At 39.8% G+C, this 18,994-nt stretch carries 13 protein-coding genes, 1 tRNA gene, 1 CRISPR repeat array and 1 riboswitch; of the genes, 3 read left to right on the top strand and 11 right to left on the bottom strand.

All coding sequences use genetic code 11. The features are described 5' to 3' along the window. Nucleotides 1-35 precede the first annotated feature (35 nt). Nucleotides 36-123 (bottom strand) — tRNA-Ser (locus tag BQ5338_RS16860). Nucleotides 124-305: 182 nt separating this feature from the next. On the opposite strand from BQ5338_RS16860, the gene BQ5338_RS09295 reads away from it, so the two are divergent. Continuing rightward, nucleotides 306-704: a hypothetical protein gene (locus BQ5338_RS09295; protein ID WP_071146518.1), complete on the top strand. Its 399-nt coding sequence runs from the start codon at nucleotides 306-308 to the stop codon at nucleotides 702-704. Between the two features lie 79 nt (nucleotides 705-783). Here BQ5338_RS09295 and BQ5338_RS09300 read toward each other — a convergent pair whose 3' ends face one another. Next, entirely contained in the window at nucleotides 784-1,740 is a 957-nt protein-coding gene (locus BQ5338_RS09300) for an RluA family pseudouridine synthase (protein ID WP_071146868.1), read from the bottom strand. Between the two features lie 43 nt (nucleotides 1,741-1,783). Beyond that, nucleotides 1,784-3,211, bottom strand: coding sequence for a 23S rRNA (uracil(1939)-C(5))-methyltransferase RlmD (gene rlmD / locus BQ5338_RS09305; protein ID WP_071146519.1), 1,428 nt, complete (start codon nucleotides 3,209-3,211; stop codon nucleotides 1,784-1,786). Nucleotides 3,212-3,411: 200 nt separating this feature from the next. On the opposite strand from rlmD, the gene ppdK reads away from it, so the two are divergent. Continuing rightward, entirely contained in the window at nucleotides 3,412-6,132 is a 2,721-nt protein-coding gene (ppdK, locus tag BQ5338_RS09310) for a pyruvate, phosphate dikinase (RefSeq protein WP_071146520.1), read from the top strand. A gap of 158 nt (nucleotides 6,133-6,290) precedes the next feature. Next, a CRISPR array of direct repeats spans nucleotides 6,291-10,286; the repeat unit is 29 nt; unit sequence GTTTCAATTCCATAAGGTACAATTAAAGG. Between the two features lie 463 nt (nucleotides 10,287-10,749). On the opposite strand, the gene BQ5338_RS09315 is transcribed toward ppdK, so the two are convergent. Beyond that, nucleotides 10,750-11,601, bottom strand: a complete 852-nt coding sequence (locus BQ5338_RS09315) for a DUF4373 domain-containing protein (RefSeq protein WP_071146521.1) — start codon at nucleotides 11,599-11,601, stop codon at nucleotides 10,750-10,752. A 568-nt stretch (nucleotides 11,602-12,169) separates the two neighbouring features. Here BQ5338_RS09315 and BQ5338_RS09320 point away from each other — a divergent pair. Continuing rightward, on the top strand, nucleotides 12,170-12,766 hold the full coding sequence (locus BQ5338_RS09320; RefSeq protein WP_071146522.1) for a porin family protein: 597 nt from the start codon (nucleotides 12,170-12,172) through the stop codon (nucleotides 12,764-12,766). Nucleotides 12,767-12,875: 109 nt separating this feature from the next. On the opposite strand, the gene BQ5338_RS09325 is transcribed toward BQ5338_RS09320, so the two are convergent. The 7 genes from BQ5338_RS09325 to thiS form a co-directional block, all read right to left on the bottom strand. After that, nucleotides 12,876-13,484 (bottom strand): thiamine phosphate synthase, encoded by a 609-nt coding sequence (locus BQ5338_RS09325; protein WP_071146523.1) that lies wholly within the window; start codon nucleotides 13,482-13,484, stop codon nucleotides 12,876-12,878. 60 nt (nucleotides 13,485-13,544) lie between these two features. Continuing rightward, complete coding sequence (locus tag BQ5338_RS09330; protein ID WP_071146524.1) at nucleotides 13,545-14,237, bottom strand: HesA/MoeB/ThiF family protein; 693 nt, start codon at nucleotides 14,235-14,237, stop codon at nucleotides 13,545-13,547. Next, the gene (gene thiH, locus BQ5338_RS09335; protein ID WP_071146869.1) at nucleotides 14,237-15,364 is read right to left on the bottom strand and encodes a 2-iminoacetate synthase ThiH; all 1,128 of its coding nucleotides are present in this window, start codon (nucleotides 15,362-15,364) and stop codon (nucleotides 14,237-14,239) included. The genes BQ5338_RS09330 and thiH overlap by 1 nt, the downstream gene beginning before the upstream one ends. A gap of 6 nt (nucleotides 15,365-15,370) precedes the next feature. Continuing rightward, a complete protein-coding gene (thiC, locus tag BQ5338_RS09340; RefSeq protein ID WP_071146525.1) occupies nucleotides 15,371-17,080 on the bottom strand; it encodes a phosphomethylpyrimidine synthase ThiC in 1,710 nt (569 codons plus the stop codon). Between the two features lie 12 nt (nucleotides 17,081-17,092). After that, nucleotides 17,093-17,863 carry a thiazole synthase gene (locus BQ5338_RS09345; RefSeq protein WP_071146526.1) on the bottom strand — a complete coding sequence of 257 codons (771 nt, stop codon included), beginning with the start codon at nucleotides 17,861-17,863 and terminating at the stop codon, nucleotides 17,093-17,095. Nucleotides 17,864-17,991: 128 nt separating this feature from the next. Beyond that, nucleotides 17,992-18,606, bottom strand: a complete 615-nt coding sequence (locus BQ5338_RS09350; RefSeq protein ID WP_071146527.1) for a thiamine phosphate synthase — start codon at nucleotides 18,604-18,606, stop codon at nucleotides 17,992-17,994. Nucleotides 18,607-18,610: 4 nt separating this feature from the next. Continuing rightward, the gene (gene thiS, locus BQ5338_RS09355; RefSeq protein WP_071146528.1) at nucleotides 18,611-18,811 is read right to left on the bottom strand and encodes a sulfur carrier protein ThiS; all 201 of its coding nucleotides are present in this window, start codon (nucleotides 18,809-18,811) and stop codon (nucleotides 18,611-18,613) included. Nucleotides 18,812-18,874: 63 nt separating this feature from the next. After that, a riboswitch (TPP riboswitch) is annotated at nucleotides 18,875-18,967 on the bottom strand. Between the last annotated feature and the right edge of the window lie 27 nt (nucleotides 18,968-18,994).

The raw sequence follows: 18,994 nt of genomic DNA on the forward strand, positions 1-18,994 counted from the left end.
TCCTGTAGTTATCTGGTTTTGTTCATACCTTTTTGCGGAAAGAGTGGGATTCAAACCCACGGTACAGCAAAGCCGCACAACGGATTTCGAGTCCGTCCCGATCGATCACTCTGGCATCTTTCCTTTATTTCGTTGCAAATATACTTGTTTTTGAGATTCGTTGTTCTGCTTGCACACTGAAAAACAATAATATTTTGCATTTACAAACAAAATATGTATTATATTTGCAAAATGCGGCATAGACAAGCTGCGGCTATATTGGCCTAATTGAAGAATCAATTAAACTGAGAATAAAAAAAACGAAAATGAAGACTTTAAGCTATGTGAAGATTGTATTGCTACTTGTATTGACTATAAGTATTAGTTCTTGTGAAATAGATGATGGTTATAATAGCGATGAGCGGTTATGTAGCAAATACTGGACTGAAACGTATTACACACAAGGAGGCGAATTTTGCACGCATGAGTTAATCTTCTATTTAGATGGTGGTGGAGAGGAAAACTTTGTTTATCAACTCGATGACTCGTATGGTAAAGTACTAAGCGAAGTCAAACAAACTTTTACTTGGGACTGGACTTATACTATGAGAGGGTTGGTTCTAGAATATGCTCCTAATGATTTCCTTTATTTTGATAATGTTATCGTTGAAGACCATGAACTATCAGGCGTTTTTGATGGAACAGCAGTTACATTTTGGGATTAGTAATGATATTAAATAGAAAAGCTTCTCACTGACATTAAAGGCGGTGAGAAGCTTTTTTATTTAGGCTAATAATGTTGAGTTACCCTTCTATTGCAACTTTCTCCTCTTTTACTTTTAGCATAAGCTTCTTAAAAGCAGCAGGGTAGGGCGTTTCAAACTTCAGCAAGTCGCCCGTAATGGGATGGTGAAAATACAATCTAAATGCATGCAGTGCCAAGCGTCCTATTGGATCGATGCCGTTACCATACTTGATGTCGCCTAACACGGGGTGTTGCATATCTTGCATGTGCACACGTATTTGATTTTTCTTACCTGTCTCTAATTCTAATTCCACCAACGTATAATTGTTGGCTCGCTTAATGGTTTTGTAATGGGTGATAGCTTTTTCACCACCATTATTGGTCATGCTAGAGTAAGTTACATAAACTTTGTTGTCTTTTAACCATGAAGTGATGGTACCATTATCTTTTTCCAGTTCTCCAGACACAACAGCCACATAGCGACGGTCTTTAACGATCTCGTCCCAATAGTCTTGCAAGGTAAACTTCGTCTTTTCATCCTTAGCAAACACCATTAGCCCCGATGTATCTTTATCTAGTCGGTGCACGATGTACACCCGATTTTGCTTGCCCGATCGTTGCACATATTCGTTCAATATTGTGTGAGCCGTGCGATCTTTTTGCGAATCAGTGCCCATCGAAAGAAGACCTTCACGCTTGTTGACTACCAACAAATAAGCATCTTCATACACTATTTTTATTACACTACTGTTGAATTCCTTTTGCCCTTTTTCCTTGCTCACCTGCACTTTCATGCCCTGCTTCAGCATAAAGTTATATTGAGTAGTAATAACATTATCTACCAATACCTGTCTCTTCGATAACAAAGATTTCGCCGTCGTACGGCTAATGCCAGACATTATCTTCATCAGAAAATCCATCAACTCTCCTGCTTCTTTCACCGGGAATACCGTGAATTTTGATTTAGCACGAGCTACAGGTTTTTCTTTCTTCTCTTTTTTCTTGTTAGGGATCATATTTGCTTCCTTCAATTGCGCACGCATTCTATTGTTGACGTGCTTATTTTTTTTCTAATAATACCACGTTCTCTACGTGATGTGTATGTGGAAACATATCTACCGGTTGCACAGCGGTCACTCTATATTTCACGTCGAGTAGAGCAAGATCTCGTGCTTGTGTAGCCGGATTACAGCTCACGTAGACAATGCGTTTAGGTTCAGCAAATAGGATAACATCTATTACATCTTGGTGCATACCAGCTCGTGGAGGATCTGTGATGATTACATCCGGACGTCCATATTCGTTGATGAAATCTTGCGTCAGCATATCTTTCATATCTCCGGCAAAGAAAAGCGTATTCTTTATGCCATTGATGTCAGCATTCACTTTGGCGTCTTCTATCGCTTCAGGTACGTACTCTATCCCAATAACCTGACGAGCTTGTTTGGCTACAAAGTTGGCTATTGTGCCTGTACCTGTGTAAAGGTCATAAACCAATTCATTGCCTGACAACCCCGCAAAATTGCGCGTTATCTTATATAGATTGTAAGCTTGTTCCGAATTTGTCTGATAAAAAGATTTTGGTCCTATTTTGAAACGCAAACCTTCCATCTCTTCAAAGATATGATCGTTTCCTTTAAATACAAGCACATCCAAATCCGTAATAGTATCGTTGCGCTTGTTATTAATAATATATAAGAGCGAAGTAATTTCAGGGAACTTGTCGGCTATGTATTGCAGCAACTGCTTGAATAACCCCATTTCTTTTTCTTCATTCTCTTCCTCAATCTTGCAAATAAGGATGACCATCAACTCTCCCGTAGTGGATGTGCGAACAATCATGTTACGAAGCATTCCCTCTTGCGAGCGAAGATTGATGAAAGTATAATCGTGCTCGTAAGCATAATCGCGTACAGCATTGCGTATGCGATTAGATATATCATCTTGCAACCAGCATTTCTCAATAGCCAATACCTTGTCAAAAGCATTAGGGATGTGGAAACCAACAGCGTTCATCTGTTCATAAACCACATTTTCCTTCACCTCTTCGTTGGTTAACCAACGCTTATTTGAGAAAGTAAATTCTAATTTGTTGCGATAGAACTGTATTTTTTCCGAGCCCAGAATAGGAGATATTTCAGGCAACTCTATTTTTCCGATGCGGGTAAGATTGTCTGTAACCTGCTTTTGTTTGTATTTGATCTGTTCAGAGTAAGGAAGTACTTGCCATTTACATCCACCGCACACCCCATAGTGTTCGCAGAAAGGTACGGCTCGTACAGGAGAGTATTCGTGAAATTTCACGGCTTCTGCCTCTGCATATTTGTTTTTTTTCCTTTTAACTTGTAAGTCTACCACGTCGCCCGGTACCACATAGGGTACGAATACTACCAGGTCGTCAACTTTCGCAATGGCTTTCCCTTCGGCTGCCACATCTGTAATTGTTACCTTCTCCAATAAGGGAAGTTCTTTTTTATTTCGCGCCACTTTTATACCAATCTAATAAATTATTCTGCAAAAGTAAGCATTTTCGTGAGATTTCTTCCTATAAGCGAGGATATTAAATATTGCAAAGCATAAAATGCATTTTATGTGAACATTTATTCATAAAAAGTTTTGCGATTTCTAAAATATAATTAGTTTTGCGATATCGAAAACACACCTTTATAACTTTAAACAATATACTTATGAATAAAAAAAGAGTCTATACCTTTGGTAATGGTCAGGCTGAAGGCAAAGCCGACATGAAAAATCTACTAGGTGGTAAGGGGGCCAACCTTGCCGAAATGAATTTAATTGGTGTTCCTGTTCCTCCCGGATTCACCATTACAACAGAGGTCTGCATAGAATACTACGAATTAGGACAAGATAAAGTTGTTGCTTTATTAAAAGATGAAGTCGAAAAAGCCATAAAACTTATTGAAACATTGATGCGTTCCAAATTTGGTGACGTAGAAAATCCATTACTCGTTTCCGTTCGTTCCGGTGCCCGTGCTTCCATGCCAGGCATGATGGATACCATCTTAAATCTCGGATTGAATGACGAAGTGGTAGAAGGTCTGACCCGTAAGACCGGCAATGCTCGTTTTGCATGGGACTCATATCGTCGTTTTGTGCAGATGTATGGTGATGTGGTGCTAGGAATGAAGCCTACCAATAAAGAAGATATTGATCCGTTTGAAGCTATCATTGAAGAGATAAAGCATGCCAAAGGAGTCAAGTTGGACAACGAACTTGAAGTGGCAGATCTGAAAGAACTCGTACAGAAATTCAAGATTGCTGTTAAAGAACGTACAGGTAAAGACTTCCCGACTTCTGCTTACGAACAGTTATGGGGTGCTATTTGTGCCGTATTTAATTCATGGATGAATGAACGTGCCATTCTTTATCGTAAGATGGAAAGTATTCCTGATGAATGGGGAACGGCTGTTAGCGTACAAGCGATGGTCTTTGGCAATATGGGCGAGACTTCTGCTACCGGAGTTTGTTTCTCTCGAGATGCCGGAACGGGTGAAGACCTCTTCAATGGTGAATATTTAATCAATGCTCAGGGTGAAGATGTAGTGGCTGGTATTCGTACTCCGCAGCAGATCACAGAACTAGGTTCGCAACGTTGGGCTGCTCTTGCAGGAATAACTGAGGAAGTGCGTGCATCCAAATATCCATCGATGGAAGAAGCCATGCCCGAAATTTATCAAGAGTTAGATCGATTGCAGACAAAGCTTGAAAATCACTATAGAGATATGCAAGACATGGAGTTTACCGTTCAAGAAGGCAAACTCTGGTTTCTCCAAACACGTAATGGTAAGCGTACCGGTGGGGCAATGGTGAAGATTGCCATGGACTTACTTCATCAGGGTATGATTGATGAAAAGACAGCTTTACTCCGTGTGGAACCTAATAAGCTCGATGAGCTTCTTCATCCAGTGTTCGATACAGTAGCGCTTAGTCAGGCCACGGTCCTTACTCGCGGGCTACCAGCTTCTCCGGGAGCAGCAACGGGACAAATTGTTTTTTTTGCTGATGATGCCGCCCAGTGGCACGTTGATGGGAAGAAAGTTATCATGGTACGTATTGAGACTTCGCCCGAAGACCTTGCAGGCATGCAAGTTGCACAAGGTATACTGACGGCTCGTGGCGGAATGACTTCACACGCGGCTGTTGTAGCTCGTGGCATGGGCAAATGTTGTGTTTCCGGTGCCGGAGCACTGAATATCGATTATAAAGCCCGTACGGTAGAAATTGATGGAACAGTGTTGAAAGAAGGTGATTTTATATCGCTGAATGGTAGCACAGGAGAAGTTTATGAAGGTAAAGTAGAAACCATAGCTGCAGAACTCTCAGGAGATTTTGGTGAATTGATGTGCTTAGCAGATAAATACACGAAGCTTCAAGTGCGCACTAATGCTGATACTCCTCACGATGCAGAAGTAGCACGTAAGTTTGGTGCGATTGGTATCGGCCTGTGTCGCACGGAGCACATGTTTTTCGAAGGAGAGAAGATTAAAGCCATGCGCGAGATGATTTTAGCCAAAGATGCTGAAGGGCGTCGCAAAGCATTGGCAAAAATTCTGCCTTATCAGAAAGAAGATTTTAAAGGTATTTTCCGGGCAATGGATGGTTATCCCGTTACCGTTCGCCTGCTCGATCCTCCTTTGCATGAGTTCGTTCCGCACGATTTGAAAGGACAACAAGAGATGGCCGATGCCATGGGTGTTACTTTGGCTTACATACAGCAACGGGTGGAATCACTTTGCGAACACAACCCGATGCTTGGTCATCGTGGATGTCGTTTGGGTAATACTTATCCTGAAATCACACAGATGCAGACCCGTGCTATACTTGCTGCAGCTCTCGAGCTGAAGAAAGAAGGAATCGATACACATCCTGAAATAATGGTGCCACTCACCGGTATTCTTTATGAGTTTAAGGAACAAGAAAACGTGATTCGTGCAGAAGCTAAAGCTGTTTTTGCAGAAATGAACGATTCTATTGACTTCAAGGTAGGTACAATGATTGAGATTCCTCGTGCTGCATTAACAGCCGATCGTATTGCTTCTTCTGCCGAATTCTTCTCGTTCGGAACGAACGACCTCACGCAAATGACCTTTGGTTATTCGCGAGATGATATTGCATCCTTCCTTCCTATTTATCTGGAGAAGAAAATTCTGAAAGTAGATCCTTTCCAAGTGCTCGATCAAAAAGGAGTGGGGCAATTGATACGTATGGCTACTGAAAAAGGCCGCTCCATTCGTCCTGATTTGAAGTGTGGCATTTGTGGTGAACATGGTGGTGAACCTTCTTCCGTTAAGTTCTGCCATAAAGTGGGGCTTAATTACGTCAGCTGTTCCCCATTCAGAGTACCGATTGCCAGACTAGCAGCGGCACAAGCTGCTATAGAGGATTAACTGTTTAGGCATACTTTTTAAAAGTCAAAAGCGATAGAACTATTTTACAGTAGTTTTATCGCTTTTTTGCTGGCTTCAATTCTATCAAGTACAATTTGAATAATAATTTATCACTATAGTCATTGAAGATGTATGCGACCGCGCAATTGACGACCAATGGTTCAATTCCATAAGGTACAATTAAAGGATCGGATGTGAAAGAAAAACCGTATATCCGTGACGCAGTTTCAATTCCATAAGGTACAATTAAAGGCCCTATTAGCTCTTTATGTGCCCAAAATTTTCGGCGGTTTCAATTCCATAAGGTACAATTAAAGGAGTCCTGCTGCGTCGTCTCCTACTAACATTCCGAAGTTTCAATTCCATAAGGTACAATTAAAGGAAAAATAAAGGCAATGGCTCGAAAAGCTGGCCAGTAGTTTCAATTCCATAAGGTACAATTAAAGGTATGCAATTAATAAGCACGTTTTACTCCCGTATGAGTTTCAATTCCATAAGGTACAATTAAAGGATAAATTCTTTACGACCTTTTAAAATTGCTTCAAATGTTTCAATTCCATAAGGTACAATTAAAGGGAGATACAAGGGTTTGTTAAACGCTGAAGCTTTCAGTTTCAATTCCATAAGGTACAATTAAAGGAAGTATTATCAAATTTTACAGGTAGAATCGGAATAGAGTTTCAATTCCATAAGGTACAATTAAAGGCAGGATTAGCAACCTGCACTATTTGTTCATGAACACGTTTCAATTCCATAAGGTACAATTAAAGGACGAGTAAAACTCCATTTATAAATAATAATACAAATGTTTCAATTCCATAAGGTACAATTAAAGGACGGGCATAGCTCTGAACCTCTTCTCTATATATATCGTTTCAATTCCATAAGGTACAATTAAAGGTTATTTATTGGTTCATTACTATTAATCTCTATGTTCGTTTCAATTCCATAAGGTACAATTAAAGGTCTGCATTTGCACGGGCTGTGAACCGTCGTTTTATTGTTTCAATTCCATAAGGTACAATTAAAGGTTGATGTCTCAGCCAATCCAAGATGCATGTAGGGGCAGTTTCAATTCCATAAGGTACAATTAAAGGCAGCTCAATGTAGCACATCCATGTTCCAGGATCATGTTTCAATTCCATAAGGTACAATTAAAGGGCTATGTAGATGACAACAATACGTTCAGCTTCCAGAGTTTCAATTCCATAAGGTACAATTAAAGGGCCGTAAAAGCATCTGAGATCATAGCCAATACAGCCGGTTTCAATTCCATAAGGTACAATTAAAGGTCAATATAGATGCCGAGAACCTGCTACTCTACATAGAGTTTCAATTCCATAAGGTACAATTAAAGGTCTTTCAAGATAGTCACATAACCATCCATTACAGCCGGTTTCAATTCCATAAGGTACAATTAAAGGCTCTTCTATCTGAGATTCAAGATGGAGTTGTTCTTGTTTCAATTCCATAAGGTACAATTAAAGGGCGAATTATTGATGCTTGGTTTTTAAACGGATTCAAGTTTCAATTCCATAAGGTACAATTAAAGGATCACCCACGACGGGTGTCCCGGCTTCGTCAAGGTCGTTTCAATTCCATAAGGTACAATTAAAGGTTAGATTCAAATTTAAGTATTCAATACTTACAATTAGGTTTCAATTCCATAAGGTACAATTAAAGGTTTCTACGTTGTTGTATAACCAGAGCGTCATTATCGGTTTCAATTCCATAAGGTACAATTAAAGGTACATCGTGTTACAACGTAATACAAAGTAAGATAATGTTTCAATTCCATAAGGTACAATTAAAGGCTAACTCTTCTTATTCGAAGAGCACGGAAGATGTTGAGTTTCAATTCCATAAGGTACAATTAAAGGAAAAAGGCTTAGTTGCGTACGGTCAGGACAGTTTGTTGTCGTTTCAATTCCATAAGGTACAATTAAAGGCATAGAGCTGTTAGCTAAGTTATACTTAGAAAAAACGTTTCAATTCCATAAGGTACAATTAAAGGCCCGCCGTTGAGGCTTCAAAAACAGGGAAGAAATTCAGTTTCAATTCCATAAGGTACAATTAAAGGTACCATGCGGACGATCTGCTAATACTGAAGCTGGAGTTTCAATTCCATAAGGTACAATTAAAGGTCTCTTTAGCGCAACAAAGCGACCTCGTAGAAATTTGTTTCAATTCCATAAGGTACAATTAAAGGACCCTCCGACATAGCCAAATAAAACTCCTTTCCGTCGTTTCAATTCCATAAGGTACAATTAAAGGACAAAAAGTATTCATAAAGCGAGGGGGTGCAAGATTGTTTCAATTCCATAAGGTACAATTAAAGGACAACTATCTCAGAATACTCTATCGAAGTTCAGCAGGTTTCAATTCCATAAGGTACAATTAAAGGCTTAATTTCTTTGCTAAACGCACAAAGATCTACAGCAGTTTCAATTCCATAAGGTACAATTAAAGGACGTCGGCGGCATCTATGTTGAGAAATGAAAATTTATGTTTCAATTCCATAAGGTACAATTAAAGGACTACAAATAAATAGTGCAAAATATTTAAATATAGAGTTTCAATTCCATAAGGTACAATTAAAGGAGGAGAAGAATAAAAAAGTTTCTGGGGAGTTTGTCAGTTTCAATTCCATAAGGTACAATTAAAGGTTGCGGATGCTGGGGTAGATATAATTCGTGAGTTTCGTTTCAATTCCATAAGGTACAATTAAAGGTGACACGCTTTGTATCTCAACACCCTTGTTTCTAGTTTCAATTCCATAAGGTACAATTAAAGGAAAATAGAATCGCTAACGAGGAGTTAGCGAAAGAGGTTTCAATTCCATAAGGTACAATTAAAGGCGATAAGATCACATTCGATATGTCCGCCCCTGTTTAAGTTTCAATTCCATAAGGTACAATTAAAGGGAAGGGGCGACATCCATTACATTATCAAACACATTGTTTCAATTCCATAAGGTACAATTAAAGGCTCTCTGGTGTTTGGGGCGGCGCTGGTTTCTTGGGGTTTCAATTCCATAAGGTACAATTAAAGGACCAAGGACTTAAAGGCATCTTGCACACCCGTTCCTTGTTTCAATTCCATAAGGTACAATTAAAGGACTGACATATACGCTGTCATGTTTGATTGTCTCTAGTTTCAATTCCATAAGGTACAATTAAAGGAGCGCAAGGCACCTAAGAAGGCACCATGACATGAGCGTTTCAATTCCATAAGGTACAATTAAAGGTTTTAAGCGTTATTAGATACGTGTCTCTTCTATATTGGTTTCAATTCCATAAGGTACAATTAAAGGAGTAGAGTATAAATCAAATTGAGCGGCTTTAGATTTGTTTCAATTCCATAAGGTACAATTAAAGGCGACACTAGTGGAAGCTATCTAATTCAATTAGTATAGTTTCAATTCCATAAGGTACAATTAAAGGTCTGCATTAACACGGGCTTGTAACCGTCGTTTTGTTGTTTCAATTCCATAAGGTACAATTAAAGGAAAACAAAAGATATGGCTACGCTGAAAGAGATACTGTTTCAATTCCATAAGGTACAATTAAAGGTTCGATTGTCGGAGATGAAGCTTCATTCCATTGTTGGTTTCAATTCCATAAGGTACAATTAAAGGGGAGTAGTAAAAGGAGGGTTAGGGTGTAGTATCTCAGTTTCAATTCCATAAGGTACAATTAAAGGTTTTCTCCTCACCCACGCTTCTAGCGCAGCCACGGGGTTTCAATTCCATAAGGTACAATTAAAGGTTGTATTTTTATTCGCTCAGGCACTGGCCGTAATGGGTTTCAATTCCATAAGGTACAATTAAAGGATTGCGACCGAAAAGGCGAGGCTAGAAGGTATTGCGCGTTTCAATTCCATAAGGTACAATTAAAGGAAAAGAAAACAAAAGCGGAAGAGCTTTTTGCTATTGGTTTCAATTCCATAAGGTACAATTAAAGGAGGTTACGAGCATTAAAAGCACATCGGCAGAATAGTTTCAATTCCATAAGGTACAATTAAAGGATATTTGTTTATTATTCATATCAAAGTTTTTTAAAGTTTCAATTCCATAAGGTACAATTAAAGGTATGCTGGTATTAGCATGTCTGATATCGTTCCTGAGTTTCAATTCCATAAGGTACAATTAAAGGCCTCCAATTTCAAAACAGAGAATGCCTGTATATCAAATGGTTAGCGAAAACAAATATAGTGATATTCTTTCTGAAAAATGTCGATCATCAATTATATAAAAATGCCTGATGATCGACATCTATTGTAAGTAGCTGATTTTCAGTAAGTCAAAGAGCGAATATGAGCTATTTAGCATGTAGTGCAAGAAGATTCTAAAGAGATTGACAACTTGCACCAAGAAAATATTGATCTATTTCCTCTAATTTTGCTAAAATTATGAAATACACTTTAAATCCACAAATGTTGGTAGTAATGATTTTTTCATCAAGACTTATTTTAACTATTCCAGTTCAAACCATTGCGATATATTTCAGCCTAAATTTAACCAGAGCAAGGACTAACAATGGCGAACGAATGCTCTAATTCGTGAGAATAGCTCTGCTTGCAGAATGATATTTCGTGCAATCTGTCGATGAAGTCAATTCAGCCAGTTAGTCTCTGGACAGGGCTATGTAGCGGGGCAATAAGGGTTTTGTGCTCATAGACTGCCTCGTCTCGACAGCACACAGCAATAGCGTAAAACCTCTCCAGCAGGCCGTCGTAGTTGTGCGTTTTCATAGCGAAGGCATCGTCGGGAGGAAAAAAATAATCTTCCAATCGATCAACCCTCATCTTCTCGTTGCCTCCTCCGTTTTCGGAGGGGGTATGGGGGAGGTTTATTTCTGTTTTGTTTGCTTTCCCTTTTGTTTTGTTTTCTTTTGTTTGTGGCATTTCTGTAGGCAATAACTGAGTTTCTGTATGCATTAACTCCGTTTCTGTATGCATTAACTCTGATGTCTTTACCACCTTTACTTCTTCAAGAGTACTTGCTGTATGGCTTTTTACAGCTTCTTCAGGAGCTTTGATAGCCTCGGTAGTAGGTTTGTTCTCTTCTTGCTGTTGAGGACACTCTATCAGATTTAGTTCTGGCAATATCCGTGCGGAAGCTCTTCGGGCACAGCAAGCTTTGTAGCGACATTGCACTCCGTTGGAAGTCAGCACGTGTTGAACATTGTAAAGTCCGGCGTGAAAAAGTCCCACTTGCAGGCAAGAGTCCACAATGGTTTGTATCTGTTCCGGACTTTCAGTCCTCAAATCCTCGCAGATGTCGTAGCAAGTATCTTCATCCCACGACAAATAGTAGCCATTATCGTGATAAATTCTGCTATAAAGTTCGATGATGACGACTATTCCGAGAGCCCCATGCTTACGTTTGATGCGTCGCACTTTGATATCTCGCATAAAGTCCACGTCTAAGGGAAAATAATCTAATCCTCTTTTTTCAGGTCTTGCCATGACTATTAGTATCTTATTATTTACAAATCAGCTTCCTATAAGGTATCATATAACTTCAGCGTGGTGAATTAACTAGATCACCACGCTGAAGTAGTTAATTCACCACGCTGATCTAGTTAATTCACCGAAACCCTCTCACAAGGTCTGTAGGGGTAGGTACACTATTTTTACATCCTTATTTAATTCAACGGCAAATTTACATATAATATATCCTTTGTCACCCTACACAGATGTCGGAAAATGATGCTTTTAGGCAATTAATTACTCTTTTATATGGTATAAAGAAAATTAGGTAGAGGAATATCGAATCGATTATTGGTTTAACGAAATTGAATTCGACGAAAAAAGTATATGTAGACAAAGTATAAATGACTTATTTTAATAACAGTTATCCTCTTGCAAGTGAAATTTATTAAAATATTCAGAAAAATTCTTGTTTGTTTCTTCTATAATGTTTTAATTTACATCGAAATTCTATTTCTATTTACACAAATTCTAAAATATAATTGCTTAAAAAAAAAGTTCATGACTAGAACTAATTAATATTATTCATTTTAAAATTGAAAACATGAAAAAAATTGTTTTGTTATTTGCATTGGCTTTTGTCAGCACTCTCTCGTTTGCGCAGGTTAGTTGGAATGTTAAAGGTGGTATGAATATTAGCAATTGGACCAAAGATACCGGTGCTGATGCAAAAGTAGGATATAAGATTGGTGGTGGAATGGAATATGCTTTTGACCAAAGATGGGCCCTCCAAACATCGTTGTTTTTAAGTTCAAAAGGGGTAAAAGGCTCTGGCTATCTTGAGAACAATAGTAGTGCGGATGTTACCGTTAATCAAGTGTATTTGGAAATGCCAATTATGGCTGCATTACGCATACCGGTATGCCAACAGATGAACCTCGTTTTTAGTGCTGGTCCGTATTTAGCTTATGGCATAGCTGGTAAAATAAGTGCAGAAAGTGGCGGTGTAACAGGAAGTGTTGACACATTTGGTGATAGCAGTTTAGACCATTTTGATGCAGGTTTAGCTTATGGCGTTGCCGCAGAATTTGGTAAAATAGTAGTAGGTGCTGAAGGACAATTTGGTTTAGTTAAAATCATGGATGTTGATGGCGCTCCTAAAAATATAAACGTCTCATTAACTGTTGGTTACAAATTCTAATATTGCCACAATATAAAATTAAAAAGCCTGTCTTCTTTGATGAAAAGAAAACAGGCTTTTTAGTGTTATATTCAAAAAATAAGAATCTACTATAAATCTTTATAGTAGATTACTCTGCCATATCCTTTAGCTTTTTGAAGTGTTCAATGATAGAGGTATAATTTTGATCTTTGTAAGTATCAAATTTAGTCCATAAATCACCTAAAACAGCAGCACCACCAAAACCAAAATCTTTAATTTCTGTGAGATTGTCAGGTGTGATACCTCCTAAAGCAATTACTTTATTATCGATAATTTTCTCTTCAGCAGCTTTCCTCAGTTCTTCCGGAGTATAGGGCGAGTTGTATCCTTCTTTAGAAATAGAGTCATAAATAGGACTTAAGAAAACATAATCATATAGATGCTTCTTTATTTTTACTTCTTCTATCGAGTGGCAAGAATAACTTATATGTCCATGATAATCATGTGGCGCTTCCGGATTACGAGTATTCAGATGAATACCCATAAGATTGAATTCATTTTTCAGATAGAAATGTTCATGAGTAACAATTCGATGATGATATCTTTCAGGTATTAACGTTAGGAGCCTTTCAGAATACAAGGCTGGCATTTCAGGCTTTCGTAAGTGAAGAATGTTCAACCCTCCTTCAAAAAGAGCTGTGATAATTTTATCCTCTTCCACGAAAAAATGAGGAGTAGTTACAATGATTAGTTTCATTTCTATATTAAAAGATAAATTTAAGCAAAGTTAGCAGTTTACAGCCTCAGTAGCCAATATTTATAGTGAAAAGATGTTAGTTTGTAAACTCCTTAGGTCTATCGTCCAAAGTTTTCCCGATAAAACAGTATCATAATTATTTATTATCTTAATCACTTCTGTGGCCTCTATGCTTCCTGTGATGGCAGGTGTTACGCCTATTACTCCTTTGGGAGGAGGTGGCATGCTAAGCATTTCTTCTTCACTAGGATATAAATCTCTATAATTTTTGTTTGTACGATAATTAAATACAGCTACCTGTCCTTCAAAACCACAAATAGCACCATACACGTAAGGTTTGCCTAGTTCAACACATACATCATTAATAAGATAACGGGTAGAAAAGTTATCACAACCGTCTACCACAATATCATATTGGCTGATAAGTTCACGCACATTCTTTTCTGTCAATCGTTTCGGATAAGCATTTACACGGATGTCACTGTTAAGCGCTTTTAGTCTCATCGATGCACAAAGAGCTTTCAATTCTCCAGTCTGTGCTTCGGAATACAATATTTGTCGATGCAGATTGGAGATACTCACCACATCATCATCTATCAAACCAATAGTGCCCACTCCGGCACCGGCCAGATAAAGTGCGATGGGAGAACCCAACCCACCTACACCTACTATGAGAACTTTGGCTGCCTTCAGTTTGGCTTGCCCTTCTTCACCTATCTCGAGCAGCATCATTTGCCTGTTATATCTTTCCATCATACTCTAATCGTCTGATCAAACGTTTGGTCCCAATCTTTATAGACTGGTATACGTCCTAGTATGCGTAGCGCAGCATCTACTTCAACCGCTTTGCGTTCATCACTAACATGAAATTGTTCCAACGCTTGCGGATAGCTAAAATAGCCTCCCGGTTCCGTTTTACTTTCAGCACTCATGGTTGTTACCCCAAGCGTAGCCATGTGGTTGCGGAGTTCTGCCGATTCACGGGTAGAATAGGAGATGTCTACATCGTGATCGAAGATACGCATCGCAAAAGTGACTTGTGCTAATTCACGGTCGGTCATCACCACGTTTGGTTGAAAGCCTCCATTTTCCGACGGACGCATACGGGGGAAGTTAACACTATACTTTGTCTTCCAATAATGCTTTTGCAGGTATCGCAAATGATGAGCCATCATCGTTACATCCGTACGCCATTCTTCCAGTCCGATGAGTACACCCATACCGATTTTGTGTACACCAGCTTGCCCCATACGATCAAATCCATTGACACGCCAATCGAATTTAGATTTCATTCCTCTGGGATGATAGAGGTTATAATTTGCTTTATTATATGTCTCTTGAAAACAGATGACTCCATTTAGTCCGGCATGCGTAAGCTGCTCATATTCTCCCGCTTTAAGTGGCATTACCTCTATTTGAAGATTAGAGAAATATGGCTTTGCCAATTGCAGTGCTCTCTCTATATAATCAACGCCTGCTTTGGCCGGATTCTCTCCTGTTACCAGTAACAAATTCTCAAATGGAGCAAGCTTCTTAATCGCTTTGTATTCATTCACCATTTCCTCTTCGGTAAGGATGGTGCGCTTCATCGGGTTGCTATGGTTAAAGCCGCAATAGATGCACGAATTGGTGCATGAGTTCGTGATATAGAGTGGCACAAACATGGAGATTGTTTTGCCAAAACGCTCCAGTGTGTATTTCTGGCTTAATTGAGCCATCACCTCCAGATAAGGCAACGCCGCTGGAGAGATTAAGGCTTTAAAATCTTCTACATCGAGATGCCTTTTGCCTAAAGCGCGACGAACATCTTCGTCCGTTTTGGCATAGATCTCTCGGGTCGTTTCTTCCCAAGAGATCTTTTCTAATTCTTCTGAAAACAACATACTTTATTCTTTTTCTGATTTCATGCAATCTTTCAACTCCCTACTTAACTTCATCGCACAAAAGTTCGGTCCACACATTGTGCAATATTCGCCATCTTCATGATGTCCCTCCTTGAAATACTCCAACGCACGTTCGGGGTCGAGTGATAGGTTAAATTGATCTTTCCAACGAAATTCGTAGCGAGCTTTAGACAAAGCATCGTCTCTTACTTGTGCTCCCGGATGTCCTTTAGCCAAATCGGCTGCATGAGCGGCTATCTTATACGTAATTACTCCTGTGCGTACATCTTCCTGGTTGGGTAGTCCGAGGTGTTCTTTAGGGGTAACATAGCAAAGCATAGCTGTTCCCAGCCAACCAATTTGTGCTGCGCCGATTGCCGAAGTGATATGATCATATCCCGGTGCAATATCCGTTACCAAGGGGCCTAGCGTGTAGAAAGGAGCATCGTGACACGCTTTGATTTGTCTTTCCATATTCTCCTTAATCTTGTGCATAGGCACATGACCTGGTCCTTCAATAAATGCTTGTACGTCTTTTGCCCAAGCACGTTCCACCAGCTCGCCCAGTGTGTCAAGCTCGGCAAACTGCGCTTCATCGTTTGCGTCGTGAATGGAACCCGGACGTAATCCGTCGCCCAACGACACTGCAACATCATACTGAGCTAGTACATCGCAGATATCATCAAAATGCTCATAAAGAAAACTTTCCCTGTTGTGCATCAAACACCATTTGGACATGATACTTCCTCCGCGAGACACAATACCCGTAACCCGCTTGTTGGCCAGATGTACGTTTTTCAGGCGGATGCCGGCATGGATGGTAAAGTAATCTACTCCCTGTTCGCACTGCTCCACCAACGTATCCCGATAGATTTCCCAAGTAAGGTCTTCCACCTTTCCATCCACCTTTTCTAAAGCTTGATAAATAGGCACAGTGCCCACGGGAACGGGACAATTACGGATAATCCACTCACGCGTTTCGTGAATGTTAGGGCCGGTAGATAAATCCATCAGTGTATCTCCACCCCAACGACAGCTCCACACAGCCTTCTCCACTTCTTCTTCAATACTTGATGAAGTAGCTGAATTGCCAATATTTGTATTGATCTTCACCAAGAAGTTACGTCCAATAATCATCGGTTCTGCTTCCGGATGGTTAATGTTAGCCGGGATCACTGCGCGGCCTGCTGCAATTTCATCGCATACAAACTGTGGTGTGATGTGTGTATCTATCCCCAATTGTTCACAACTAGTATTTTCACGAATAGCTACATATTCCATTTCAGGGGTGATAATCCCTTTTTTGGCATAAGCCAATTGGGTAATTCGCTTGCCTTTGATAGCTACGTATGGCGGCGCAATATGCTCAAAACGCAGATGCTTCAATGAATTATCTTGTTGGCGCATGAGGCCGTATTCAGATGTTATATCTTTTAGCTGAACGATTTCAGGGTTGTTTCGGGTAAACAGTTCGCGTGCTCGAGGTAATCCTTTTTTTAGATCAATTTCTACTTCCAAATCAGTGTATGGTCCGCTTGTATCATAGATATAAACGTCTGGATTAGGGGTAAGCACTTTCTGTCCATCTTCGATGCTCACTGTAGGCATCTGATTTACTCTGCGCATCGCTACTTGCAAAGAAGGAAATATGGTTCCGGGAATATATATTTTCTCCGAATTAGGAAAAGGTGTTCGGGTTATTTTATTATTCATCTTTATTTTCAATTAATCATTTAAAAAAGCGGTGAGAGGAGAACTTGCAGCTGCAACCAGGCTCATGCTACCCAGTCCGGCTTCATAAGCACGACGGCCGGCAATTGTTGCTTCGCGGAAGGCAATAGCCATCTCTGCAGGATTGACTGCCACTGCAATGGCTGTATTTACCAAAACGGCTGAAGCGCCCATTTCCATTGCTTCTGCTGCATGGCTGGGAGCACCAATGCCTGCATCTACCACCACAGGAATGTTTGCCTGCTCAATGATAATACGTAAGAAATCCCTTGTCTGCAATCCTTTATTGGTGCCAATTGGAGCACCTAGCGGCATTACTGCAGCAGCACCGGCCTCTTCCAATCGTTTACATAAAACCGGATCGGCCTGACAATAGGGGAGTACCACAAAACCGAGTTTTACCAACTTCTCTGTAGCCTTGAGTGTTTCTATTGAATCGGGTAACAAATAACGAGGATCGGGGTGGATTTCCAATTTTAGCCAATTGGTGCCAAAGGCCTCGCGAGCCATTTGTGCAGCAAATACAGCCTCTTCGGCATTGCGCACGCCCGATGTGTTGGGTAGTAATTGAATGTTGGGATGTACGATATGTTTCAGCATATCATCTTCTTTGTCGTCCATGCTTACACGTTTCATGGCTACGGTAACCATCTCTGTACCCGAAGTCAATATCGCTTGTTCCATCAGTTCGTTCGAACTGAACTTTCCTGTGCCCAAGAATAGGCGAGAGCAAAATTCTTTGCCCGCAATAATAAGTTGTTCCATTATTCTTTAATTTCTGAATTAAGATCTTTTTAAATGGCTAGTTTCTTGAGGTTATATGATACGGTGAATAACAATATATGTAACGAGGCATTACATATATTGTTATCGTGATAACATATTACCATAATTTAGAGAGTAAGAATCTTCTTCACCTCTTCCACCGGATTTTCAGCTTGCAGAATAGCTCCCGAGAGAGCGATACCATTAATTCCGGTCGCCAAAATGCCAGGAATATCCTCGTATGCAATGCCGCCTATCGCTACGGTAGGCAGAAGAATATTGGCCTGCTTCATTTGTTGGATGATTGAGTGATATCCATCTAGACCTAAAACCGGACTTAACTTTTTCTTTGTGGTGGTGAAGCGAAATGGGCCAATACCCACATAATCTGCTCCGGTAAGGTAGAGTGCCTGAACATCTTCAAACGTATTAGCCGTACCTCCAATGATGAATCCTTCGCCAAGTAGCTTTCGTGCTTCCGCTACCGGCATATCCATCTTACCCAGATGTACACCGTCTACTTCCAGCTCTTTAGCCAACTCTACATAGTCATCGATTATCAGTATTGCTTCATGCTCTTTGCAGAATGGTTTTAATTCTAAGGCAATAGTCTTCACTTGGTCAGGAGTAGCTTCTTTCATTCGCAACTGAATCCATTTACATCCTCCCTCCAAAGCAATACAAGCTGATTGGAGGTAAGAATACTTCTCTGTTTGATGAGTGATAAATTGTAGACTGATCATAGTGTTATCCTCCGCAAGCAGCTTTAATGACGACTATGTTATCATTCTCTTGTAGCATGGAGAGATTCCATCCTGTGCGTGGAAGCATTTGATTATTCACTGCAATAGCTACGCCTGCAGAAGGAAGTTCGAGCATGTTTGCTAGTTGAGCGACTGTAGAAGAAACGTTGATCTCCATTTCTTTGTTGTTTACCTGTACTTTCATTTTTTCTGTTTTAAAAATTAAAGTGGTGTAAATACAAAGAGGAGTGCTGTATAAGCAGTAGGCAATGGAAGAAGCAACAATCCCTGCGTCAGTATTAACTGCATCAGGTTCGTAGGGTATAATCTCAGCCTTCTTAGGGCACCCCTTTGTCTTTACGGAAGGCAAAGGAAAGGAAAAATATTC

The organism is Bacteroides ihuae, from assembly GCF_900104585.1.
Lineage (GTDB): Bacteria > Bacteroidota > Bacteroidia > Bacteroidales > Bacteroidaceae > Bacteroides > Bacteroides ihuae.